General features: G+C 61.0%; 24 protein-coding genes. 7 read left to right on the top strand and 17 right to left on the bottom strand.

Annotated elements, in window-relative coordinates; genetic code table 11:
• Nucleotides 1–133: 133 nt before the first annotated feature.
• Nucleotides 134–2,740 carry an AAA family ATPase gene (locus ACZK3J_RS06065; RefSeq protein WP_329754820.1) on the top strand — a complete coding sequence of 869 codons (2,607 nt, stop codon included), beginning with the start codon at nucleotides 134–136 and terminating at the stop codon, nucleotides 2,738–2,740.
• A gap of 13 nt (nucleotides 2,741–2,753) precedes the next feature.
• On the opposite strand, the gene ACZK3J_RS06060 is transcribed toward ACZK3J_RS06065, so the two are convergent.
• From ACZK3J_RS06060 to ACZK3J_RS06030, 7 genes are all read right to left on the bottom strand, one after another.
• Nucleotides 2,754–3,080, bottom strand: a complete 327-nt coding sequence (locus tag ACZK3J_RS06060; protein WP_114618594.1) for a hypothetical protein — start codon at nucleotides 3,078–3,080, stop codon at nucleotides 2,754–2,756.
• Nucleotides 3,080–3,265: a hypothetical protein gene (locus ACZK3J_RS06055; protein ID WP_114618593.1), complete on the bottom strand. Its 186-nt coding sequence runs from the start codon at nucleotides 3,263–3,265 to the stop codon at nucleotides 3,080–3,082. Before ACZK3J_RS06055 ends, ACZK3J_RS06060 begins: the two co-directional genes overlap by 1 nt.
• Entirely contained in the window at nucleotides 3,237–3,554 is a 318-nt protein-coding gene (locus ACZK3J_RS06050; RefSeq protein ID WP_478476565.1) for a hypothetical protein, read from the bottom strand. Before ACZK3J_RS06050 ends, ACZK3J_RS06055 begins: the two co-directional genes overlap by 29 nt.
• 477 nt (nucleotides 3,555–4,031) lie before the next feature.
• Nucleotides 4,032–4,406, bottom strand: a complete 375-nt coding sequence (locus ACZK3J_RS06045) for a hypothetical protein (protein ID WP_197593398.1) — start codon at nucleotides 4,404–4,406, stop codon at nucleotides 4,032–4,034.
• Nucleotides 4,403–4,642, bottom strand: coding sequence for a hypothetical protein (locus ACZK3J_RS06040; protein WP_114618590.1), 240 nt, complete (start codon nucleotides 4,640–4,642; stop codon nucleotides 4,403–4,405). Before ACZK3J_RS06040 ends, ACZK3J_RS06045 begins: the two co-directional genes overlap by 4 nt.
• A gap of 40 nt (nucleotides 4,643–4,682) precedes the next feature.
• A complete protein-coding gene (locus tag ACZK3J_RS06035) occupies nucleotides 4,683–4,823 on the bottom strand; it encodes a hypothetical protein (RefSeq protein ID WP_162792537.1) in 141 nt (46 codons plus the stop codon).
• An 858-nt stretch (nucleotides 4,824–5,681) separates the two neighbouring features.
• The gene (locus ACZK3J_RS06030; protein ID WP_114618589.1) at nucleotides 5,682–6,068 is read right to left on the bottom strand and encodes an H-NS family nucleoid-associated regulatory protein; all 387 of its coding nucleotides are present in this window, start codon (nucleotides 6,066–6,068) and stop codon (nucleotides 5,682–5,684) included.
• Nucleotides 6,069–6,416: 348 nt separating this feature from the next.
• On the opposite strand from ACZK3J_RS06030, the gene ACZK3J_RS06025 reads away from it, so the two are divergent.
• Nucleotides 6,417–7,394, top strand: coding sequence for a HEPN domain-containing protein (locus tag ACZK3J_RS06025; protein WP_114618588.1), 978 nt, complete (start codon nucleotides 6,417–6,419; stop codon nucleotides 7,392–7,394).
• Between the two features lie 149 nt (nucleotides 7,395–7,543).
• A complete protein-coding gene (locus ACZK3J_RS06020; protein ID WP_114618587.1) occupies nucleotides 7,544–8,482 on the top strand; it encodes an HNH endonuclease in 939 nt (312 codons plus the stop codon).
• A gap of 56 nt (nucleotides 8,483–8,538) precedes the next feature.
• Here the strand turns inward: ACZK3J_RS06020 and ACZK3J_RS06015 are convergent, their stop codons facing one another.
• Nucleotides 8,539–9,066, bottom strand: coding sequence for a hypothetical protein (locus tag ACZK3J_RS06015; RefSeq protein WP_143579325.1), 528 nt, complete (start codon nucleotides 9,064–9,066; stop codon nucleotides 8,539–8,541).
• A 253-nt stretch (nucleotides 9,067–9,319) separates the two neighbouring features.
• Here ACZK3J_RS06015 and ACZK3J_RS06010 point away from each other — a divergent pair, with 253 nt between their 5' ends.
• Both ACZK3J_RS06010 and ACZK3J_RS06005 read left to right on the top strand, forming a co-directional pair.
• A complete protein-coding gene (locus tag ACZK3J_RS06010; RefSeq protein WP_235648845.1) occupies nucleotides 9,320–9,703 on the top strand; it encodes a hypothetical protein in 384 nt (127 codons plus the stop codon).
• 18 nt (nucleotides 9,704–9,721) lie between these two features.
• Entirely contained in the window at nucleotides 9,722–10,153 is a 432-nt protein-coding gene (locus ACZK3J_RS06005; RefSeq protein WP_478476562.1) for a hypothetical protein, read from the top strand.
• On the opposite strand, the gene ACZK3J_RS06000 is transcribed toward ACZK3J_RS06005, so the two are convergent.
• The 3 genes from ACZK3J_RS06000 to ACZK3J_RS05990 all read right to left on the bottom strand — a co-directional run bounded on the left by ACZK3J_RS06000 (nucleotide 10,150) and on the right by ACZK3J_RS05990 (nucleotide 13,628).
• Entirely contained in the window at nucleotides 10,150–12,351 is a 2,202-nt protein-coding gene (locus ACZK3J_RS06000) for a fimbria/pilus outer membrane usher protein (RefSeq protein ID WP_197594878.1), read from the bottom strand. The genes ACZK3J_RS06005 and ACZK3J_RS06000 overlap by 4 nt on opposite strands.
• 9 nt (nucleotides 12,352–12,360) lie before the next feature.
• Complete coding sequence (locus tag ACZK3J_RS05995) at nucleotides 12,361–13,014, bottom strand: fimbrial biogenesis chaperone (protein ID WP_197596049.1); 654 nt, start codon at nucleotides 13,012–13,014, stop codon at nucleotides 12,361–12,363.
• 116 nt (nucleotides 13,015–13,130) lie between these two features.
• Nucleotides 13,131–13,628, bottom strand: coding sequence for a Csu type fimbrial protein (locus ACZK3J_RS05990; protein ID WP_080281884.1), 498 nt, complete (start codon nucleotides 13,626–13,628; stop codon nucleotides 13,131–13,133).
• 268 nt (nucleotides 13,629–13,896) lie between these two features.
• Between ACZK3J_RS05990 and ACZK3J_RS05985 the strand changes: the two genes are divergently transcribed.
• Both ACZK3J_RS05985 and ACZK3J_RS05980 read left to right on the top strand, forming a co-directional pair.
• The gene (locus ACZK3J_RS05985) at nucleotides 13,897–14,253 is read left to right on the top strand and encodes an HNH endonuclease (protein WP_032960326.1); all 357 of its coding nucleotides are present in this window, start codon (nucleotides 13,897–13,899) and stop codon (nucleotides 14,251–14,253) included.
• 34 nt (nucleotides 14,254–14,287) lie between these two features.
• Nucleotides 14,288–15,265: a hypothetical protein gene (locus ACZK3J_RS05980; protein WP_197599482.1), complete on the top strand. Its 978-nt coding sequence runs from the start codon at nucleotides 14,288–14,290 to the stop codon at nucleotides 15,263–15,265.
• Nucleotides 15,266–15,394: 129 nt separating this feature from the next.
• On the opposite strand, the gene ACZK3J_RS05975 is transcribed toward ACZK3J_RS05980, so the two are convergent.
• From ACZK3J_RS05975 to ACZK3J_RS05950, 6 genes are all read right to left on the bottom strand, one after another.
• Nucleotides 15,395–15,853 carry a hypothetical protein gene (locus tag ACZK3J_RS05975; RefSeq protein WP_149500840.1) on the bottom strand — a complete coding sequence of 153 codons (459 nt, stop codon included), beginning with the start codon at nucleotides 15,851–15,853 and terminating at the stop codon, nucleotides 15,395–15,397.
• Nucleotides 15,850–16,308, bottom strand: a complete 459-nt coding sequence (locus ACZK3J_RS05970; protein ID WP_032960331.1) for a hypothetical protein — start codon at nucleotides 16,306–16,308, stop codon at nucleotides 15,850–15,852. The genes ACZK3J_RS05975 and ACZK3J_RS05970 overlap by 4 nt, the downstream gene beginning before the upstream one ends.
• Nucleotides 16,309–16,310: 2 nt before the next feature.
• On the bottom strand, nucleotides 16,311–16,691 hold the full coding sequence (locus ACZK3J_RS05965) for a hypothetical protein (protein WP_032960332.1): 381 nt from the start codon (nucleotides 16,689–16,691) through the stop codon (nucleotides 16,311–16,313).
• A 210-nt stretch (nucleotides 16,692–16,901) separates the two neighbouring features.
• The gene (locus ACZK3J_RS05960; protein ID WP_032960334.1) at nucleotides 16,902–17,159 is read right to left on the bottom strand and encodes a hypothetical protein; all 258 of its coding nucleotides are present in this window, start codon (nucleotides 17,157–17,159) and stop codon (nucleotides 16,902–16,904) included.
• A 75-nt stretch (nucleotides 17,160–17,234) separates the two neighbouring features.
• Nucleotides 17,235–19,880: a DEAD/DEAH box helicase gene (locus ACZK3J_RS05955; protein WP_478476559.1), complete on the bottom strand. Its 2,646-nt coding sequence runs from the start codon at nucleotides 19,878–19,880 to the stop codon at nucleotides 17,235–17,237.
• A 2-nt stretch (nucleotides 19,881–19,882) separates the two neighbouring features.
• Nucleotides 19,883–21,538, bottom strand: a complete 1,656-nt coding sequence (locus ACZK3J_RS05950; RefSeq protein WP_197697521.1) for a site-specific DNA-methyltransferase — start codon at nucleotides 21,536–21,538, stop codon at nucleotides 19,883–19,885.
• Nucleotides 21,539–21,608 lie beyond the last annotated feature (70 nt).

Here is a 21,608-nt window from a genome sequence, read left to right as displayed (position 1 = left end):
CCTACCGTTCGGGAAAACCATTTCCCCATCCCCTACGACCATCACCGACTTGCCTCCAAATGTGACCCGCGTCACTATTGCGGAAGGGGAACGGAGCCTTCCTGGCTCTGGCCATTCACAGGGGAAGTGACCGATGGCGAACAAGAATGGGGCCGCTGCGCCTACGACTCTGGAAGAGTGGTTGAATGGCCGCCCAAGCTGGCTGCGCATGGCCGCTTCCACGGTGATCCAGCACCGCCGCATGCCGAACGAAGAGGAGATGGAGGCGCTGGCGGATCACTGCCTGGCCGAGGCAGCCAAGAAGCTGGATGCTCCCCACCCGGCGTTGGCACCGGGAACCATCTTGGGGACACCCACCGCCGCTGAGCTTCGCATCGACTCGGTCTCCTCCATCCGCGGCGTCAATGCCCTTGGCGAGGACGCGGCATTGGACCTCAGCCAAGGCCAGATGACCGTGGTCTACGGACCCAACGGGGCCGGCAAATCGGGCTACGCCCGTTTAATGAAGCACGTTTGCGGCGCGCGGGCCAGGGGTTCTATCCACGGCAACGTGTTCCAGCAAAACCCCGCTGCTGCCTCTGCCCTCATCAAAGTCACGGCGACGCGATCCGACGGCACCACATCGCCTGCTGAACTCACTTGGCAAGCAACCGACGGCCCCCATGCGACGTTGAAAGCGGTGCCGGTGTTCGACTCAGCCACGGCGCTGGAGTTCGGCGACAGCGCCACCACCGCCACCCACCTTCCCCGGGCCATGCGGTTCGTCGGGATGCTCATCAAGATCTCCGATGACCTGGCCACCCAGTTGAAGGCCCGCGGAGCCAAGCTCACCAGCAAACTGCCCATCATCCCGGAAGACCACGCGCAGAGCAGCGCTGCAACGGTCCTCCGGAAGTTGACGGCGAAACTGACCGAAGAGGAGATCAACCAGCGTTGCGCTTTCCCCGCTGCACTGAACGATGAGCGTTTGGCGCTAGAGACCGCCCTGGCCCAGGCGAACCCTGAAGTGGCCCACGCCAAGGCCGTCGGAGAGCTAGAACGCTTGTCGCAGATGGCCACAAGCGTCTCGGCGTTGAGGGAGAGCTTGAGCGACGAGAAGGCCCAAGCCCTCTTGGATGCCCGCAGCAATGCAGAGGTCAAGCGCCAGGCCGCCACCGCCTATGCCACGGCATTCCTCAACGGGTTGCCTCTCAAGGGCATCGGAGACGCCGTGTGGCGAACCCTTTGGGACGCTGCAAAAGCGTATTCGACAGGTCTTGCCTACCGTGACCACCCTTTCCCCCACGTTGGGGACGAATCCCGTTGTGTCCTCTGCCAGCAACCGTTGGGAGACGACGGCAAGGCCCGCTTGGCCAGCTTCGAGAGCTATCTCAACGACACCCTGCAGACAGAAGCCAAGAGCGCGGAAGACGCGCTGACGGCGCTGAAGAAGGCATTGCCCAGTCCTCTCACCGATGTCGCCTGGCAGGCCCAGTGCGCTGCTATTGGCTTGGAAGCCCCTCAAGCCACTGAGCTGCTTGAGGCCATCCATGCGAGGTTGAAAGCCATGGCCGGGGCCACGACGGCTTCGGCGGTGGAGTGGTCGGTGTGGACCAACGCCTACGATCAGAAGGTCAAAACAACCACCGCTGATCGCGACGCGCTGGCGGGCTTGCTGGACCCGACGGGGCGGAAGGAGAAGGAAACCCGCCTAGCAGAGCTGAAAGCACAACAGTGGCTGTCGGAGCAGCGCGATGCGGTATGGGCGGACGTGATCCGCCTCAAACGCGTGGGAACGGTGGAAGCCGCTGTCCGGTCCACCTCAACCAGCCAGTTGACGACCAAAAGCAATGACATCGGCGAATCGGAGTTGGCCAAGGGCTACTGCGACCGCTTCAATGCCGAGTTGCGGGCGCTGGGGGGCCATTCGCTTCCTGTCCGCATGTCGTATCGCTCCCAAGGCAAAGGCGCGTTCACCTTCTACGTGGAGCTGAAGGACGCGCAAGGCGCCCAGAAGAATCGGGAGATCCTGAGCGAGGGTGAGCAACGCATCGTGGCATTGGCGGCCTTCCTGGCCGATGCGACGGGCCTTGAACGGGGCATGCCCGTGATCTTCGACGACCCCATCTCCTCCCTGGATCAACGCTTTGAGGAGGCGGTCGCCAAACGCTTGGTGGATCTGGCCGAGCATCGCCAGGTGATCGTGTTCACGCATCGGCTGTCTTTGATGGTCCTGCTGCAGAGTGCCGCCAAGCAGCGGGCCAACCTCGATCAGTCTACGGTCAAGGTCGCGGTTGAATCGATCGCCCGCGATGGAAGCAGGACCGGCATGCCGGCGCAGATCAATACGTTCTCTCTGAAGCCACAATCCGGCTTGAACCAAATGATCAGCAGCATCGGACAGCTTAAGAAGCTTGATCCGCCACTAAAAGAACTTGCCCTGAAGGCCGCCTGCAGCAACTTCCGAATCTTGGTTGAGCGCTCCGTAGAGGACGAACTTTGTTCGGGCATCATCAACCGCTATCAGCGCGAGATCAACACGCGCAACAAGCTACAGCGGCTCAGCGCAATCACTCCGACAGACTGCGCACTGATCGACGGCATGATGACCAAGTATTCTGCGTTTGAGCACTCTCAATCCATTGATACACCAACGTGGCTTCCAGAGCCGGACGAGCTCCTTAAGGACGTGCAAGACATGCTCGAGTGGTGCAAGAAGTTCAGTAAGCGAGCGGAAGCGGCGGCGAAACCCAAGGCGTAGGCCGGGCCACCCTTTACTGCGGGCTCACGGTCATCAGAAGCGCCGCTTGCCAGCGCTTCCCACAGTAGGTGGCAGCTTGATGCAACTCGTGCGCGCGAAGAAACGCATGCAGCCACTCTTCGGCGTCCTTGACGCCCGTCAGTTCCCGAATCACCACCCCGGCCAAGCAATCCCCAGGGACGGCAAAAAGGTCGTCGTTCAGATCGCTGCTGGACAGAGGGGTATGGAAATCGGCCCCCTCTTGGAACGCCTGAAGCAGGTGCTGCCGGGCAAGAGGATCCCGGCGTGCCGCCCATGCGAGGCGAACGAGCTCCGACGATGGCCAGGGTGCGGGGGTCATCAGAACTCGTAACCGTCTGGCACGCCCGAGGGGATGCCCTGCATGGGGCCGGAGTAGCCCACCTGCTGAACCAGGTTCTGGGCGGTTTGCGACATGCGATCCAGGCGTTCCGGGACTTGGTCCAGGGCGAACAGAACCATGCCAAAAACGGCGATGTTAAGCAGTTTGTTGAAAAGTTTTCGCACGAGCGAGGTCCTCCGTGGTTGTCAGGGGTTCGGGTTTAAAAAAAAGCTGGTGGTGTTGGGCGATGCCGAACAGGCAAAGCGCCCAGGTGGCCGCAATCGCTGCAGGAGCCAGGCAGAGCGACACGCCGATGGCAATGTCCGACAGCTTGGCCTTGGGGTCGGTCACCATCTCCCATCCCAGCTTGGCCGCTCCCATGCCCGACATGGCGTCGAACAGGAATCGCAGGAGCGCTGAGGTGGTGGCGATGGAAGACCGGGCGGGCGCTTGGGTTTGGCTGCGAGTATTCATCAGAGCGCATCCGGTCGATCAGCAATGGCCAATCCGGCGACCAATCCAGCCAAGAGGCAAAAAGCAAAGAACGTCAACATGGGGTTTCCTTTGGTTAAAGAGCATCGGCGCTCTTCTCTGATCTCAAAGTAAAAGAAAACCAACTTTTCGCAATAGATAGACCCTGTATTTTTCTAACTAAAATGCAAAACTGACGGGCATTGGCAGAAAATGCCAAAACCTTGAAACACCTCATATTTCCACTGCCCGCCAAGCGCCGGGCCCGGCGGAAACCCCGCCCCCCGCCCTTCCCCCAATGCGCTTTTGCTTCATGCCGCTTTTGACGTTGCCTTTTTCTCTTCAAGAACTCAAAAGAACGCGGCCTGGGCCGCGCCTGAAAAGCCCCCTTCGGGGAGGAAAGACCCAGCGCCGAGGCTTCCGCCCCAGCGTCCGCGTGGCTGTCCTTGGCCCCATGCCCGCAAAAGGCAGTCCGATTCGTCAGGCGCTGGCTTGGATGCATCGCCAGACCAACTGGCGAACGGCTTCTGGCTGACGAATGCCGATTCGGTTGGCGTCGATGAGCAGGGCCATGGCGACCTGGGGAGCCACCTGCACACTGGGGAGCGCGGTTTTGTAGCGCTCTCGCCCCTTCGCCGCCTCTCCGGTCCAAGGCGTGGGGCGTCGAGGGGAAAACGGTTCTCGAATCTGGGCGTGTTGCTCGATGAGCTGGGCCAGTGCAGCGCGCATGCTCAGGCCTTGCGCGGCGGCCAGGGCTTGAAACGCGGCTTTGCTGGGCGCGTCAATCCACGTTTCATGGATGGTCTCCACAAGTGAAATGTTGTTCCGCTTGGGTTGTAGCGTGTAGCGGCTCATCCGCTCCTCCTCTTCTCCTTCAGGTCTGCTCTTACATACAACCCCGAATCCATAAAAACGAGGGCCATCTCGCCAAACGAAACGCCCGCCGGAAACTCTTGACTCCAGACCACAATCCCATCTTTGAGGTAGCTGTATTCCTGGCGAGTCACTACGCCAAAGCCATCTTCTGAGTCGCACATGTATTTGACCCGGTGGCGGTAACCGGCGTTCTCGATTTCAATCAACTCTTTCATTCGAACCCTGCTTGTGAGGGCCAGAGGACGTAGCGCCTTGTCATGCGGTCCTCCGGCTGGGCTTGGCCATCCATCCTTGGGCGGCCGCTTCTTCAGCGGTCAGCAACGCGGAAGTGCCCAGGAAACGCGTGAGCTGGTAATGGCCGATGGTGTGCGGATACCGCTGGAGGTGGGCGTGCATGGCTTTGTCGAAGTAGCACGTGGACCCCGAGCGGCGTTGATAGGCGAAATAGCGGCGGCGACGCGTTGCTGGGGGCTTCATGCCGAACCCCCGCAATCGTCGCAACGCTGCATTTCTGCCGGATACGTTGAGAAGGGGTAGGCCCCTTTCTGCCCCACTTCCCCGCAGCACCCACACTGCATGAGCCCCCGAGCCGTTTGGCAAATCGCGGCCTCCGGGCCTTGCCAAACCACGCCGACAACGACGGCTTCCCAGGAGCTGCCGCTCCGGGCAACCACAGTGAGCCTGTCGCCGTTCCGAACATTCGGGGCGGGCACCCGGGCGCCCCATTCGCCCGACTTGAGTTGGAGGGGCCTGGCGTGGTGGTGGGCCATTAGAAGACCCCCCGATAACCAAGGGCAACAAAGCCTGACCGGCCAATAGCGCAAGCAATCATTAGAAAACCTTTGAAGAGGGGGCATTCCCTCACCACCCACTCAAACTAAGCCCCCTCAAAAAAATCGCAATACTTTCACCCTGCGTTTTATCGACTAAATATCAAAACTGCCGGAAGGGCCGCGAATCGCTGAAAAACCCTGAAACGCCTCACATTTCCCGCTCAGCACCGGGCCCGGCGGAAGCCGAGGCTCCACCTGCCTTTCTCCCAATGCGCTTTTGCTTTATGCCGCGTTTGACGTTGCCTTTTCTCTCCAAGAGCTCAAAAGAACGCGGCCGGGACCGCGCCTGAAAAGCCCCCTCCGGGGAGGTTAGGACATGGGCCGGGGCTTCCGCCCCAGCCTGCGCGTGGCTGCCATTCACTGAACGCCCACAAAAAAAGCCCCGGTTTGCCGGGGCTCTGTCTGCAACGCCCAATGGCAATCAGGCCTTGAACGGGTGCGCCGGCCATTCCTGGTCCGGGTGTTTCTTTTTCCACGCTTTACCTTCAGCAGTTTCGGCCCATGCAAGGAATGCCTTCGGCTGACGTCCAGTGCCAGCCCACGTGGTCCCATCCGGGATCTGGAACTTCGGGGCGCGACTGATGCCGGTGCTTGCGGAAGACGGCTTGCGTGGCTCAAGCAGCGCCTTCAGATCGTTCTTCTGCTTTGTCGTGTAATGCTGCCCGAACTGCTGCAAGGTCTCGTAGACTCCTGCAAAGCTGGCCCCGGCTTCGGCCGCAAGCGCATCGCCTTCGGCCTTTTCCATTTCGGCCAGCAAAGCCTCGGCCTCGGCCTTTTTCTTTCGGATTTGTTCAAGCGTCAGTGCCATGGCTTTCCCTTGGGGTTGGTCAAACCTTGATCCTGCCGTTTCGTAGAACCACTGTAAACCCTCAACGACTCAAACCCGGCTTGCACCGTTTTCGGACCCCAGATGGAGCGGCGTCATCCCTGCATGGTTGAGGCTCTCTCGCCAAGTGCTGCCCCGCCATGAGGGGGACCACCAAACTCAGGTGAGGGGCAGGCCCCATCGGGGCAACGTCGCTGAGGAACAACCCGCGAACACCGGCGATGCTTGCCCCTCTCAATCGCTGCGGCTTTCTTTCACCGGATTCACGCGTCTCAGAGCCCGCGTGGCGCCGTTTATACTGCACATCTACTTAAGCCCTAAGGGGGCGACATGGAACGGTCGAGAAAAGATGAGCTGAACGAGTGGAAGTGGCCCACTCGCCCAACCAACGAAGAAGAGTTCGACGCCATGATGACGTCTCTCGACAGTCGCTTTTCGGCGATGGGCATCGAACCCTGCCATCGAGGAATGAGAGCCTCCCAGCAAATATCCTGGACCTTGAAGCTGGATGGCACTCCAATCCTCGGCGGACCACCGGACAGGGGTCCCCCCTTCGGTCCGCGCGACCTACTTGCCAAGGTCCATGACTGGTATTCGGATCACTACGGCGACGCGATGAAGATCGACTTCTCACCGGGAAGCTTCCTGGTTGTCGTCAACGGCAACCTCTGGAAGGTTCGTCTTCCGATGATCATGGGCGAAGGGACGCTCGTGTTTGATCGCGACCTATCCATAGCCCAGAAGGGCGGTGTTGGCAGGGGTCCGGCAATCCACAACGTGTTGTGCTCGGTGGAGGGACTGACACAACCGATGGCCAACAAGTTATCGGACCCGGAGCTTGCGTTTTTCTTCCACGCATTTGTGCATGGTTGGCAAGCAATCATGACTCTGGATTCACTCGGCGGGCATGCACTGTTCTCTGAAGCAAAAGCAGATTTCAGGCACAGCGTCGATGCCATCGCCAGCCGACGCGAGTATGGAAAAGCGCGCTGGGAGGCGGCTCAATGCGCTGAGAAGTTGCTGAAAGGCCTTCTTGCCCGCGAGGGACACTCGTATCCAAAGGATGCCGGAAAGGGGCATGACCACGTCCACCTTGGCAAGCTGCTGGAGGAAAAGCTCAGCATTCGTATCAGCGAAGAGATTCTAACGGCATTGAAGACGTCACCGGCCGTTCGATACGGGGAAGAGGCCAGCACATTAGAGCAAGCGATGGCGTCCCATAGCGCTCTGCTGGCATTGCTAAGGACGCTTGGGCCACACCACTTCGTCGAGACCAGCGATGGCGATTCAACCAATGGAATCGGCTAGCACCGTCTGCTCTACGCTTGCAGGCTGCGTCTCACTCCGCCGGGATAACGGCAGACACGGCATGAAGGACGTAGCGAGATAGCGCCCCAAGCGCTTGAACGGCCCGTCTTGGAGCGTGGACTACTGCATTCGGCCAGCAAAGGAATGGCATGGACAACGGCAACGACAAACAACGGATCGCCGAATGGCGCGCAAAGCGACGCCGGCAGCGCTTCGAGCAGGAACTGGAGCGAAATCGCACGCGGCAGTTCGGCGGGCATTTCTTTCTCGAGGACGATGAAGGGGAAGGCATCGATCCTGCTGACGCCGCTGCGGACGCAGAGGAGCTGGCCTTAGCCCAGCAAAAGTTGGTGCGCGCACAGGCCCCGCCTCGCCTGACGAGCAGCGAGCTCAGGCTGGCGTTGTGGTCATGGGATTTGGACGCGCTGCGCCAGTTGTGGAGTGAGCGGGAGCAAAAGCTGACCTACCTGGAGGACGCCGCTCGGTTGCTTGCACACATTCGTCACCGATCCGGGATTGACCCCGTCCTTCGTGCCCCGGCGCAGATGATGAAGAACGACGCGGTCGAAGCACTCAGGGGGACGCTGGAAGAGTCCGGCCGCCTGATTCCGAGCTCTGCACCCGCCTCACTCGCTCCGCCAGACGTCGAGGTGGATGGCAAGCGCGTCGAGCAGGTGCTGCGAGTCATCCGGGATGGGCAGGCCGAGTTCAGGAAGCGATTGATCGAGCATTACGGGGCCGTGTGCATGGTCACAGGCACGGCGCACGCGGCCGTGATCGATGCTGCGCACATCACGCCCTACAACGGCACGTCCACCAATGCGCTCAGCAACGGGCTGCTGCTTCGGAAGGACATCCACGCCCTGTTCGATGCTGGTTTGCTTGTGGTGTCTCCGAGCCTGGTCATCTCCGTCTCCAGCACCCTTTCTGATGCCTGCTACCGCGATCTGCATGGGCGGCCGCTGAGACTTCTAGCCCCGTCCAAGATCTCTACGAACGCTCTGCGGTCCCGGATGCTTGGCAAGGCAGCGGACGAGATCAGCCTTTCAGGCGTTACCCTCGGGAACAAAAATGAATCTCGCATCTGATCCGCTGGAAGCCGTTCGCTGGGCGAATCATGAGGGGGCAACTTACCAAGGAGTGCTCACTCCTCACCCTCCCACGGATCATCCTCAAGCTCCGACCAACGACCATCCCCTCCCGCCTCAAGGCGCTTGCGTTCAGCTGCACGCTCTGCTTCTTCCTGCTTCAGCCAAGCACGGGCGGCCTCGCCGCCCTCAATCAGTGCCATCAAACGGCGGTTTTGCCGTTCGTATTCACCCTGCTTAAGCAATCCGGCGGCATAGTCCTGCTCGAGTGATTCAAGCTCTGAACCGAACTCCAATGCACTTCTTACTTGATCCGCCTCTTCAGCCTCTCGCCGCGTCGTGTGCTTGAGTAGAGAGAGCATCGGATCTCCTAAATCTTCACCAGGGGCACAAGCTGCCACCTGATCCAAATCGACACCAGCAATTCGGTTAATTTGACCAAGTTCAATGAGCTTTTCCTCAAGCAACAGAACTGATCGGTGGTGGTTCCGTGATATCTCCAGCAATCCCTTGCCGCCAGAGTATGCCCTGGCAACGATCACCTCCTCCGCCTCTGTCCACGGACTATCATCTCGAGTGCCCATCCCCGTCACCTGCTTTACCCCGGTCGATCTTCGGGATTCTAATCGATAGGGGCTGCACTAGAAGCCAAGCGCTGCCCCACCTCTTTCCTGCGGGGTCAAAACCTCCGAAGCTGGACAGGTCATCAGGGTGATTCCACCACACCTTATAGACCGACCGCGGGGGTGTCGGCAGGATCCGGCACTCACTAAGCGCCTGTCGGCCACCGTGCACCATTGGGCAGCGCATTCCCTACAGAGCCAGTATGCTGCACGCATGGCCCTCTACAAAATCGCAGATCATCTCGAAAAGGCGAAGGCCTTCCTCACCCAAGGCGAGGAGTCCTCGCTGATTTATGCCGCACTTGAGCTTCGATTCTGTCTGGAATCCGTGGCTTATCAAAATCTGGCCGCCTACGGCGACGACATTTCAGCCGAGTTGGCTAGAGAGTGGCGACCCGATCAAATCATCAAAATGCTGGCCGCGTTCGATCCAAACTCTGATCAAACGGCCAGCTTCTCTATCTCGGTGACGCCGCTGCCCGAAGACCTCGATTTCGCCTCAAGTGACTTAAGAGCTGCCTTCAACGACAGCGATTTCCTGCCGATAGGCGAGGCCAAACGCATTCCTTGGAGCAAGTTTCGTAGCTACTACAACTAGTTGGGCAGCTTTCTCCATTTGCGCAAGGATCTGACGAACGCACGGCCGAAGATCGAAAGGCTCCGGGCTCTCATCGCGGAGCTGGAAGAGGTTGCGAGCTCGACGCTGATCGCTGCCGGCAAGCATCTCGCGACGGGCAAATGCGTCGACTGCGGCCATGTGCTGATTCTCGGTCCGGCTGAGCAAGCGGGCGACAAGCCCGTTTTCTGCCCGAGCACCAAGTGCAACTCAAGCTATTTGGCCATCAGGGGGGACCGGGAGCGGCGGGTGCAGAAGGTCGAAGCCCTGGGGCTGCGCTGCGAATGCGAGGCCATCGTTCCTATCTTGCCAGAGAGGCTCCTCAAGCCTGCGGTTTGCCCGGATTGTGGGTCGACCGTTTGCGCAGTCATTGCTTCGAAGGCAAGGGTGCTAGGGGCGCCGCACGGTCGCGAGGGAGATCTGAGCAGCTAGTTGCACCTTAACTCCGCCACTTCGTCCAGGCCCGGCAGTGGCGACGGCAACACGGCTTTGCACACGCCCGAAACCTCGACGGCCATCCCCGGCTCAGGGTGTTCTAGGTAAAGGGCTCCGTCGTAGCCGACCATGGCTTGTTCGTTCGGCGTGGACGCGACGGTGCCCGGCGCGATGATCGGAGCTGTCAGGATGAAGGCCCGGGCGTTCTGCGTCAGCACGGGGAAGGTCACCCGCACACCGCCTTGCCGGGGGGCCACGGCTTGTTTCTCCGTCTCCCCGATCTCCACGCCCACCGGCAGCTCCTTGTCCTTGAGGCTGACGGTGGTGGGTAGCAGGGAGGGAACGTCGGTCACCAGCACGCGGCCTTGCTTGTTGGTCTGGCCGACCGGCGCTCCGTTGACCCGCACCGGCACGCCCGCCTGGCCCGGCACGTCCACGACCGCGAAGCTGGCGTAGGCAGGCCTTCCGAAGGCCACACCGCGATGGTCCAGGAACACGGAGCCAGAGAAGTTGGCCGCCACCTGGGTTTGCCCGTCGTAGCGGTCCAGCATGATCCGGGCGTCGCCGTAACGGGTCATCGCGTCGGCCGTGGCCCGGGTGCTGCCCAGTTCGCCCTCGGTGTGCTCTGCAGCCAAGCGAAGGCCGCCCTCGGTGCGGTAGGTCGCTCGGGTGGTCAGGGCATCCTGGCCTGGGGCCTGGCGGGCCCGCACGCCCACGCTGGCCTTGCTGCCGAAGCGGTAGGTGTAGCTGGCGGACACTTGAAGATCGTCGCCTTGAAGGTCTCGGAGCACGTTGGCGGACACCTGGCCCGCGGTGCCCAGGTTCGCGCTCACGCTCAGGGAGGCGAAGGCTAGGCTGGAGCGCCCCGTGTCGATGGCGCTGTAGGTGCCGCGCAAGGTGAAGCGGCGATCCGGACGGTAGGAAACGCTGGCTTGGGTGCGCGACGCGATGGGCAGCGCGGTCTCGCTCTGCAGTCGCCAGAACCCGTCGTTTTCCTCGTGTTCCAATCGCACGCCAAACGTGGGCCCTTTGTAGCCGTAGGCAACAGCCCAGCGCGTCCCGCCGTCGCTTGAGCGACCCACCTCGCCGTCGAGCACGCCCCAGGTGCCCGGGGCCCAGGTGGAACCCACGGTGACGTTGCCCTTGCCCTTCTCGTCCACCTGGCCACCGGCTCGGATGGTCCAGCGGTCGTTGACGCCCCTGGCCCAGGAAGCGCTGACGCCGGCCGTGCCGTAGCGGTTTTCGTCTTCGCGGACCTGGCCGGCGGCGATTTCCCACGCGGAGAGGCCCCGACGCAGCAGGGTCGGGGCGACGTAGAGCCGTGCAGTGGAAACGGCGGTTTCCCGGCCGTAGGCGTCCCGCACGACCACGGCCGTTTGGCTGGCTCCCAAGGCCACGTTTCGACTGTCCACGGTGAAGGGGCCGGCCTTGACGTCTTGGCGCGTGATTTCCGCCTGGTTGGACAGGACCTTGACCTGCCCCGGATCCAACGCGATGCCCCCCAAGGTCGGGACGGGCCACGTCGGCGTGAGCGGATCCAGGGCTGCCGGGTCCTTCGCGAGGCGAATGCCCCCCAGCGCCACGGAGCCGATGCGGGGGATGGCGTAGACATCGCCGGCTTGCCAGGTCCGTTGGCGCTTCAAGTCGTCTTTCTGCCAGGCCGTCATGCCGCGGCGCATGCCAAACCCGCTGGGGGAATGGTTGAGCTGCCCGGTGGTGGAGACCACGCCCCAACGCCCTCCGGTGCGCGCGTCCAGTGCCAAGGACGTGGCTTGTTGGCCGCCTGCGATCTGGGTGGCGAGGTTGTAGTTGACCAGCACGCCCCCGATGGCCGGCGAGACCTGGGAAACCGGGGTGCCTCGTCGGGTGAGCTGCTGGGCTGGCTTGCGGTCGGCGGGGATGGTGAGCCGGACCGTGGCGTTCTCGGGGTTGTAAGCCACCGAGACGCCCAAGGCTTGGTCAGTCAGGTCCTGCCCCTCTTCGCCCGGGCGAAGGGTCACGCCGAGCTGCTGCCAAGTCGTGGCTTCCGCGACCCAAGCCCCGTTCTGCTGCCAGAGCAACACGGGGTCTTTGGCGGGCTGGCCGTTGGCCAGGATGGGCGCTGCAAGCACGGGTTCCACCCCGTCTGGGATGGCCGCGTGCGCGGTGCCGATGGACAGGGCCAGCGCGAGGCCCAGGACGCTTCCCCGCCGCATGCGTTGCCCTTAGTCTGCGGGGACGGTAGCGGGGGACCCGTTGACCGTGATCGAGAGCGAGGCGGCTTTCAAGCCGGGCTTGAGCTCAACCAGCTTGTTCTGACCAGGGAGCACCCACCCCAGCGCCCCTTCGCGCCATGCCGGCATGCCTTGAGGACCGACGGCGGTCAGGCGCGCGGCGGTGGGCCCGGTGTTGGTCAGCAGCAGGCCGTCGGCGGTGAAGCGGGCCTTGAGCACCGGAAGACCGGCCTTGGCATCCTCAAACCCCACCGGCAGGTTCTGGTGAATCAACAACTGCACGCGGCCCGCCGTGGACGGCTGGGGCAACTGGCGCAGCAGCACGCGGTAGTAGCCCGGCGTGCCGACGCCTTGAGTGCGCACCAACCGCACGGCCCGGCGGGACCCAGGCGGGATTTCGACAATGGACGGTGCCGCGAGCACCGCGGTGGCGGGGCTGGTCACGTCCTGCCCGGCGTCTTGGGACCAGTCCAGCACCGTTACTTGGAAACGCTCGGGGGTTTTCCCATGGTTTTCCAAGGTCAACGCGCCCGATTTTTCCCCAGCCGGCGCCACGATGCTCGTGGGAAACAACGACACATTTCCCGCCCACGCAGGCACGGCGAACAATGAGCACAACGAAACGGCCAACAAACGCTTCAACATCACTCCTCCAAACCGATCACCTCCTTTGATCCAACCAAAACATTTAAAGTTGTCAACCCACCCCCAAAAGAAAACCCCCGGGGATTTCCGGGGGCTTTAAGGGAAACGGTTGAGGATCAATAAGTCAGGGTCACGGCGATGGTATCGGAGAAGGTCCCGCCGGGCACCTTGTTCAAATCATAGAAGGCATAACCGATGCCGATCATCTGCTGCTCACCGGTTCCCACGCCCTCCCACGCATCGGCCCCACTGCCCCACGCTTGGCTGGCACCAGGGTCTTTAAACAGCCCGTAGGCCACGAAGTTCCCGGCCCCATCGGACACAGCACGGTGATTGGGTCGCGCGATGGCCGCCCCGTAGTTCAACCCATCGCCAGGCACGATGCTGAAGGCGGTGCCTTGGTTGCAGCGAACCATCAACGCACCATTGGAATAGCCCTGCGTGCCGGACGCCAAGCCGTTGTATTCACCGCCGCCCAGCTGGGTCACGAGCAGGCTGCACTCGTTGTTCACGGTCGCAGAAATCATCAGGTCTTCGGTGACGTCAGCGGCGGACGCCGAAGCGGCAGAAAACGCGGCCATCAAGGCCAGAGAAAAAGAAAGGGTCTTGCGCATGAAAAATCCTCCTCGGATTTAGGGAAAGGGAAAGTGGCCCGGATTGGGCTTGCTTCACCAATACTCGATAAATCCATTTCCGCAAGAGGATCGGGCAGCAAGATTTGGAGGCGCCAACCCAAGCGCTTGCACCGAACGCACGAGTAAGCTAAAAAGCAACCGCCGGTCGCAGAAGCGTCGGTGTTGTGCCCGCATGCCAGTAGGCTCCGGGTGCCCGAGGTCCACCCAATGGGGGCGCGGGAATCTTTTTTCGATTCCGGAGCCATCCATGACGACCAAGCGCCTCAAATCCATCCGCACATCCGCCTTCCATGCCCAGTCTGGCCGCTGCTTCTATTGCGGTCTGCCGATGTGGCTCGAAGCTCCATCAGAACTGGGACTGAAGTCCCGCAAGGCTCAAGCCTTTCAGTGCACCGCCGAACACCTGCTGGCCCAGCAAGACGGGGGCCGAGACGTGTCCGGGAACGTGGTGGCCGCACATGCCCGATGCAACCAGTGCAGGCATAAGCGGAAGGGGCCAGCCCCTTCCCCCGATGCTTTCCGCGCGCTCGTGATGAGGCGCGTCAACGCGGGGAAGTGGTGGCCCCAAAACCAGAAGTTCTGGCAACATCAGTCGACCCAGTAGGGGCGATGCCTTGCCCCACTGCAAGGAGGCTTTGATGTTGATTCGGGGGGCAGAACCCGTCAGTTGCTTTGGGCTAGCCGGCTGCGATGAGAACGCGGGCACCTATGCCCTGGGATGGTGCCTGGAGCAGTCCGCAGCGCTTCGTGCGGAGCTCTTCGGTGCCATGGGGCTTGATCCGTTGGCACAGGTGGCGCTTTCCAGCCAAGACTTCGGCATGAAGGATCGCGGGTTCACTGATTTGGAGGTTCTTTCAGGCACGGCCTTTCATCTGGTGTTTGAAGCCAAGCGACACTGGCAGGTGGCCACGCATGCGCAACTTGCCCGGTATGTCCATCGCTTGGCCGACTCGAATGTGCAGCACAAGCGGCTCATCTCGGTCAGCGCGGCTCGGAAGGATTGGGCCGTTAGGCACCTTCCCGCGGACGTCAAGGGCATCCCCGTCGATCACCTCTCCTGGTCTGAAATCCGTGCCATGGCGAAGCGGGCTCATGCTGCGACCAGAAACCAAATCGAACGCTTGTGGCTGGACCAGCTCGCCTTGCACCTATCGGAATACGGAATGACCTCCAACGCGTTTGACTCGCTCGCCTATGTGGTTTCGCTAAGCCGAGACTTGATGCCCAGCTCTCAAGAGCTGACCTGGATCGATGTCGTCACCAAGCAGGGCAAGTATTTCCATCCCATCGGTGGCAATGGCTGGCCCACTGTCCCGCCGGCCTACATCGGCTTCCGCTACCTATCGCAGTTCCGAAGTGTCCACTTCATCGAGCGCGTAGACACGGTTGATCGGCTTCAGGACGTAGACCGGCATTGGCCGGAAACCGATTCTCCGCACTTCGTCTACACCCTTGGCCCCGCGATGCGTCCAGCGACGGTGTTGCCACTGGGGAACATCTACTACACCGCCCGGCACCGGGTCGCGTTGGATCTGCTTCTTAGCGGCAAAGCAGCCACGTATGAGGAGGCGGTTGCGCTCACCAAGGACCGCCAAGCCCAGCGAGGCGAGGCCTGACACCAGGCAAAAAAATAGGCCGGGGATGAGCCAGCAGAAGGATTCCGAGGAACAAGGGATGGGCAGAAGTATGCCCAGCCTCATTCGCAGTGGTAGAGACCCTTGGCCGAAATCCCGTCTGCCTCGATGTCAGGCGTGCGTGGGAAGCTTGACCAGTCCCATCCAGTCCGACTGCGCCGTGGAAGCGCTCGCCATCAGGGGCCCGTGCCCTGGGATGACCTTGAGCTGGTCCACGCCGGCCTGGTCTTGGGGGAAGAACGGGCCGTCTGGGCTGAATATGAAATGGTCTCCCTGCAGCGCGCCGCAGATTTGACAGTGGTTGGCCACGTAGGTCTGGTTGGCCGTCTGCGAGCAGTTGGGCTTGAGCCAGGGGGCCGCGGCCCTGACCCGGGCCATCGTGCCCACGTCCAGCTCGCTGACGTATTTCAGCAGCGATGGGCCGCCTTCCTCGGGATACTCCTCGTCCTCGTTGTCGAGGAACCCAGGCACCCAAATGGCGGTCACCACGATCGACTCCGAGCACTTCCAACAAGTGAACTTGCCCTGCAGCAGGGCGTAGCTGGTGGCCGTGATATTGAGATCGGTCATGGGGACTCGTCCACGTATGCACCGCGATCCCAGGAGCGGTAGCGCCAGGGCAACACTTCCTCCAAGAAGGTGACACGGGGGCTGGGGAGGTTCTTCAGCCCGCCGATGGCGGATTGAATGCCCTTGGCATTGGACTCTGGGACAAAGAGCCAGGGCCTGGCACTCCAATCCAGCGGCACACCGCTGTCCCGAGCCAGGGCTGCCCTGACCCCAGGCCAATGCTCGTCCCACGCCCGCAGACGGGCCAGCAGCGACGGCGCGCGTGCGGCGTAGGTGATTTCGCAGAGGTAGGCCGCCTGCTCCTTGAAGCTGACCGCGACGGCGTCGCAATACCAGTGCGGGCCGCTGGTATCCGGGTTCGCGCCTTCGTTGAGTTGGATGCAGCACTGGCTGTTGACGAACAGCGCTCGGTCGGCGCGCAGATAGTCCAGCACCACACCTTCGAAGTGATCCATCGCTATTTGGGCTCCATTGCGGTTCGCAGCTCTTCCAGCCGCTCGGCTATCTTGGCGCCGGAGAGCTTGCAGCCCCCAGCGCCGCAGACGTCTTTGACCATAACCAAGGAAACGACCGAGGCACGCAGGAGGTCTTTCTTGTTGCGCTCCAGCGCCTGCCATTCGTCTGGCAACGCAGTGAGCGCGGCCGGGGCTTCTTTGCCGGACAGGTATTGGAGGCAGTTTAACGGTGCCCAGGCCAGGCCGATCTCGTTGACCAGCAGGCTGCGCAGCTCGCGTTCGCCGGCCTTGCCTTCTGCCAGGTTCAGCACCGCGTGCGCGGCGACGATGGCCTTCTGCTGGGGGGACAACTTCGCGCTGGGCCAGTTTGTGGTGCGGACCATTTCCTTGCTCTCGACATTCTGGGCATTGCCAACTTAGACGCTCGCCGTATCGCAGCTTGAGACCTTAGCGGAGAACAGCCAACGGGAGGCTACCTGATCCGCCATGCGCTTCAGCCTTCGATCCATATCTGGGTTTTAACCAAGGCATCGCGGGCTCGTATAGCGGGCGATCAACGATCCGAGAATCAGCCCGTGCGATAAGCATCCCGTTTACATCCTTCGCCCGGGTCCATCCTTACCGCCCCCAAGCTCTCTCTTCATCTTGTCGCCCACGGCTCTGTCAAAAACTTGCGCGGCCTTGCTGTAGCGCCCCTTAGCCTGATTCACCAGCTTCCGCTTGAAAGGTGTAGGACTCTCCTTCGCGACCCTTTCAGCTTCTTCAAGCTCTTTTCCAGCCTTATCCATGCTTCCTTTAGCCAAGCGCACTCTGGCTTCAATCTTTCGTTGTTCGATCTCGTCTTCGGTCACACACCCTCCTTGCACTGTATGGTCAAGCGGCCTTCCGGTGTTCGTAATACGGGGGTGAACCCCACTCACACCTGATCATTTAGAGATCGCTGCTTTAAGTTGCTCGGTGATGCTGTTGCCCTTCTCGTCCCGCAGCTGGGCCATGAGGTAGACACCTCGGCCGTTGCTCTTAGCGGCCCATAGCTCGCCGATCATGCGCTTCTCCTTCTCGGAGTCCGCGGAGTAACGGTCACCACCCTTGTATTCAACGACGAGCAGTCGACCATCTTTAAGCCGCGCCACGAAGTCCGGGTAGGTGCGCTGCTTGGACGTCGGCATCCAGAACTGGCTCTTGTCCACCAGGTTGCGGACCCAAAACTCCACCTCGTCCAGCTGATCGATGGCCTGGGCGCAGAGGAACTCCTCGCCCACCTTGCCCCCGGCGGTCTTCCATTGAAGATCGCCCACGAAGGGGTAGTAGTGCTTGCGGAAGCGATATGTGCCGCCTTGGTAGTAAGAATGCGCTGGATACTGGGTCATGTCCGCCGGATAGGTGAACATGGCATCGGGCTCGTCGCTGACCACGATCTCTGCGTCGGCACCAAACAGGGCCTGCTGGAAGCCATCCTTGAGTGCTTCTGCCTTGGCGATCTGGAGCTGTTCGCCGAGCTTCCGTCGGAGCACGAACTGGCCATTGAGCAGTTGGGATAACGAGAAGCCGCGATCTTCGGACAGCCCGCCGATGGACCGGCGCAACCACTCCCGCAGCACGGGCTGCTTGACCGCTGGATCGCGGATCTTCTGGTCCAGCCAGCCCACCAGGTCCGCCTGTGTGCGGTCCTTGGCGAAGCCTGGCAAGTAGGTGTTCACGTCGTCATCAATCGGCGTGTAGCTGACCTTCTCTTCCACCAAATCGACTTCAAAGGTCTTGCTATCTGCATTGAACTTGAGGCTTGTCAAGTCCGGGGGATAGGCCAGCAAGTCCCAGGTGAAGCCCGGCGGCGTGGCGCCGCTCTCCACGAACTCCAGCTCGCCCTGCTCCATGACCCCAAGCCGGGGCACGCTGAACACTGCGCCGTTCTGGCTGGGGGCTTTGACGGCCTTGGAAGCGATCTGGTGGCGCTCGATGGTTGCCGTGGCCTCCTCCCGCTCCTTGGTTGGCACAGCCTTGGTGATCGCTTCCACGGTGGACTCGTCCACCTCGCCCGTGATCTCCACCGAGCCGCCCTTGCCTTCCTCGTTCGGAGTGAAAACAACGCTGGTCTGGTCCCGAGCAGGGATACCAGTAAGATCCGGTTGTTTGCTCACGGCAATGGTGGTCTTGGGCGTCACGGGAACCGGATTGACCTTGCCGCCTCGCAAGTCCAAGCCGGGCCCAGGTGTGGGATCCGGCAGCACCGCGCCCACGGCCTCCAGAGGGTTGAAGCCGATGTCGATGAGCGACTTGGTGAGCTCTGCGGCAGCCAGATTGAACGCCGCAGTGGTGACATGGGCGTAGGCCTTGTTCATGACCTCCTGCTTGCGGCGGGTGGCATACGGCATGCGCAGCACGCGGCCCAGCAGCTGCTGGATGTCCTTGTCGCTCTTGACCTGGGCCACCGAGCAGAAGACGTAGGCAAAGGAGCAATCCCACCCTTCCTTGAGCGCTTGCTTGGTGATGATGACCTCGATGGGGCAATCCTTGGCGAACAGGTCCACGCCGTCGATCTCGCGCTGATCGCCCGTGGCGATGGCAATCGCCTTCTCGGGCACCTTCTCGTTGTCGATGAGGTGCTTCTTGACCTCCTCGACCGTGGCAGTGCCCTTGGCGTTCTCAGCCTGAATCAGCAGGATGGGACGGATGTAATCCGGCTCGCCCAGCGCGGTCTTGCCCAACTCGTTGCGGCGGGCCACAGCGCTGCCCACGGCGACTTCCCATTGCCCGACGTGCTCCTTGAGCACGACTGGGAACTTGATCATGTCCGCGCCCTTGAGCTCAAAGGCACTGACGCTGACCAGCACATTGCTTTTACTGGCTTCCGGGGTTGCGGTGAGCTCCACCACTACCTTGGCACCCAGGCGCTCGTAGACCTGATAGGACAGGGGCGTGTTGGCATTGTGGGCTTCGTCGGTGATGACCAACGGACCGTGAAGTTTCAGCAGATTGGCAAAGGACGCGATGGCCTTTCCCGCCTTGTTCTGCTCCAAGTAGGGCAAATCGGACACGCTGCCGGCGAAGTGAGGCTCCAGATCTTCGTGGTGCTCGTAAACCTTGCGGCCTTCCTGGTTCTCCACGCGCAGCGCGGCCATCGTCGAAATGACCACGCAGACCTTGGTTCCCAGATCAGCAGGGCGGATGTGGGTGAAGTCTTCCACGTCGAACACCGCGACCTTGCCCCCAAACGCCTCGTCCAGCTCCTGGCGATAGGGGTGGCGGGGGTTCTTGAAGGCTTCCAGCGTCTGGGTCTTGATCTGGGTGGTGGGCACCATCCACATGACCAGCGGGAACTCGCGCTCGAGGTAGGCGTCGCCTGCCGCCTGGATGATGTGCGCGCCCATAACCGTTTTGCCGCCGCCAGTGGGGATGCGAAGGCAGACGTAGGGCGAGGCTTCCATACCCGGCATGGGCTTGTAGTGGGCGATCAGACCGGCATCCACGTTCTTCTCAAACGCGGATGCGGGGCCGGTCAGCCTGGCGTCTTCTAGGAACTGGGCCAGGCTGCACAAGGCCCGCTGCTGATACACCTTGAGAGAAAGAGCCATGCTTAGCGTGCCTTGATGTCGTAGGGGGTTTGCTTGAAGGTGATCTGGAGCTCTTCCAGCCGCTCCTTGGGCAAGTCGCAGGACTCGCCGTAGATCACCTTGGGCCCGTCAAATGGCTGCAGGCCTTTCACCACCCGCTTGGTCAGCACGTTGCCGCCGGTCTTGCTCTCGTCGCCCAAGATGCCATTGAACAGCAGGTAATAGCCGATCCCATGGTGCTCACCCAGGAACGGTTGCTTCGAGGCACGTGTGGAGCGTGCGGTGCCCGTTTCGGCAAACCAGACGTGGGCGGCCAAGTGTTCGAACTTGATGCCCTCGCGGATGTGACCTTGGTCATCGAATACGGGCACGCCGAGCTTGTAGAAGCGAAAGCCACCGCCACCTTTCCAACCGACTTCTTTCGAAATACCTGATTGCTCACCTTCCACAACGGATACAAGCCTCGCTTGGCAATGGCTTCGCGCCTGGTCACCTCGCTCAATACCAACAAACCTGCGATTGAGCTTCAAAGCAACTGCTGCTGTCGTCCCGCTTCCAAGAAAACTATCGAGAACAAGGTCCCCAGGTTTAGTCGTTAACTCAATGCAACGACGCAGGAGCCGCTCGGGCTTTTTACCTTTCTTAAATGTCACGCCGCCCTCGCCAGCAATGCCCTCCCACGAGATATCACTCCAGATATTCGTAAGCATTGAGGAGGCGACAGGCTCTCCATCAATCTCAACAACGTTCTTGCTGTAGAAAAGGATTTGCTGACCGTCCAAGATGTAGACCGTATCGAGCGATTCGCCCCGCTCCAGCTTTAGAACTTCACCAGGTCGAGTGAGAGACTCTTTCTTTAGATCAACGATTGCCTGACCCGCACCGGAGTCGCTAATGGATGCCAAGCGGCAGACTTGGCTTGAGTTCTTCAGAACCCACTTGTCGAAGTGCTGGAGAATAGACTTAGGGTGTTTGATCCTTGCGTTCCGCGGCACCTCAGCATATTTATCGGCAAGAGACGAAAACCTCCATTCACTCTCAGGCAAATCCCGGTTCTCCAGCCAAAGGTTGTAGGCATAGTCAACACCGCGTGGAATGCGGGCACTTACGTCTTCAAACTTCTCTTTGTCCTTCGCATACCAAAGAATGTATTCCGATGCTTTGAATACACCAGGATTGACAGTGCTAAATGCAGAAGGCGAGCGGGCAGCGATAGTTATCCTGTTGACGAAGTTGGACCGGCCAAAAATCTCATCCAGCATCACCTTCGCATAGTCAACCTCGTTATCGTCCAGATGAAGAAAAAGAGATCCCTTCTCTGAAACAAGCTCGTGGATGAGTTCGAGCCTGGCATACATCATTGACAACCAAATCGAATGCTCGAAGTTGTCGTCGTATTTCGGGAACATCGCTCCGGTATTGAACGGCGGGTCTATGTAGACGCAACCAACCTGGCCAGCGTAGTAAGGCAGCAACGCCTTCAACGCATCCAGGTTGTCGCCCTCGATCAGCATGTTGGGGGAGTCCACCTCCCCATAGGACAAGCTGACCACCGGCTCCAGGAGGCGGTAAGGCGTCAGGGCGGAACGGGTTAGGTCCTCGTCACGGTCGGACCAGTTGAGCAGCGGCATCGAATACATCCCCTCGAACAGGCTCCAAGTATCGTTCAGCGGGTGCATTTCGGCCAATGCTCCAAAGCCTAACGGCGGCTAAGCCATTGATCGAAATAACCTTCCCGTGATCGGGGCC

The sequence above is a fragment of the Stenotrophomonas sp. 86428_Sma genome, assembly GCF_056481585.1.
The sequence above is the reverse complement of the archived record's forward strand: the minus strand, read 5'-3'. Positions and strand labels throughout refer to the sequence as shown.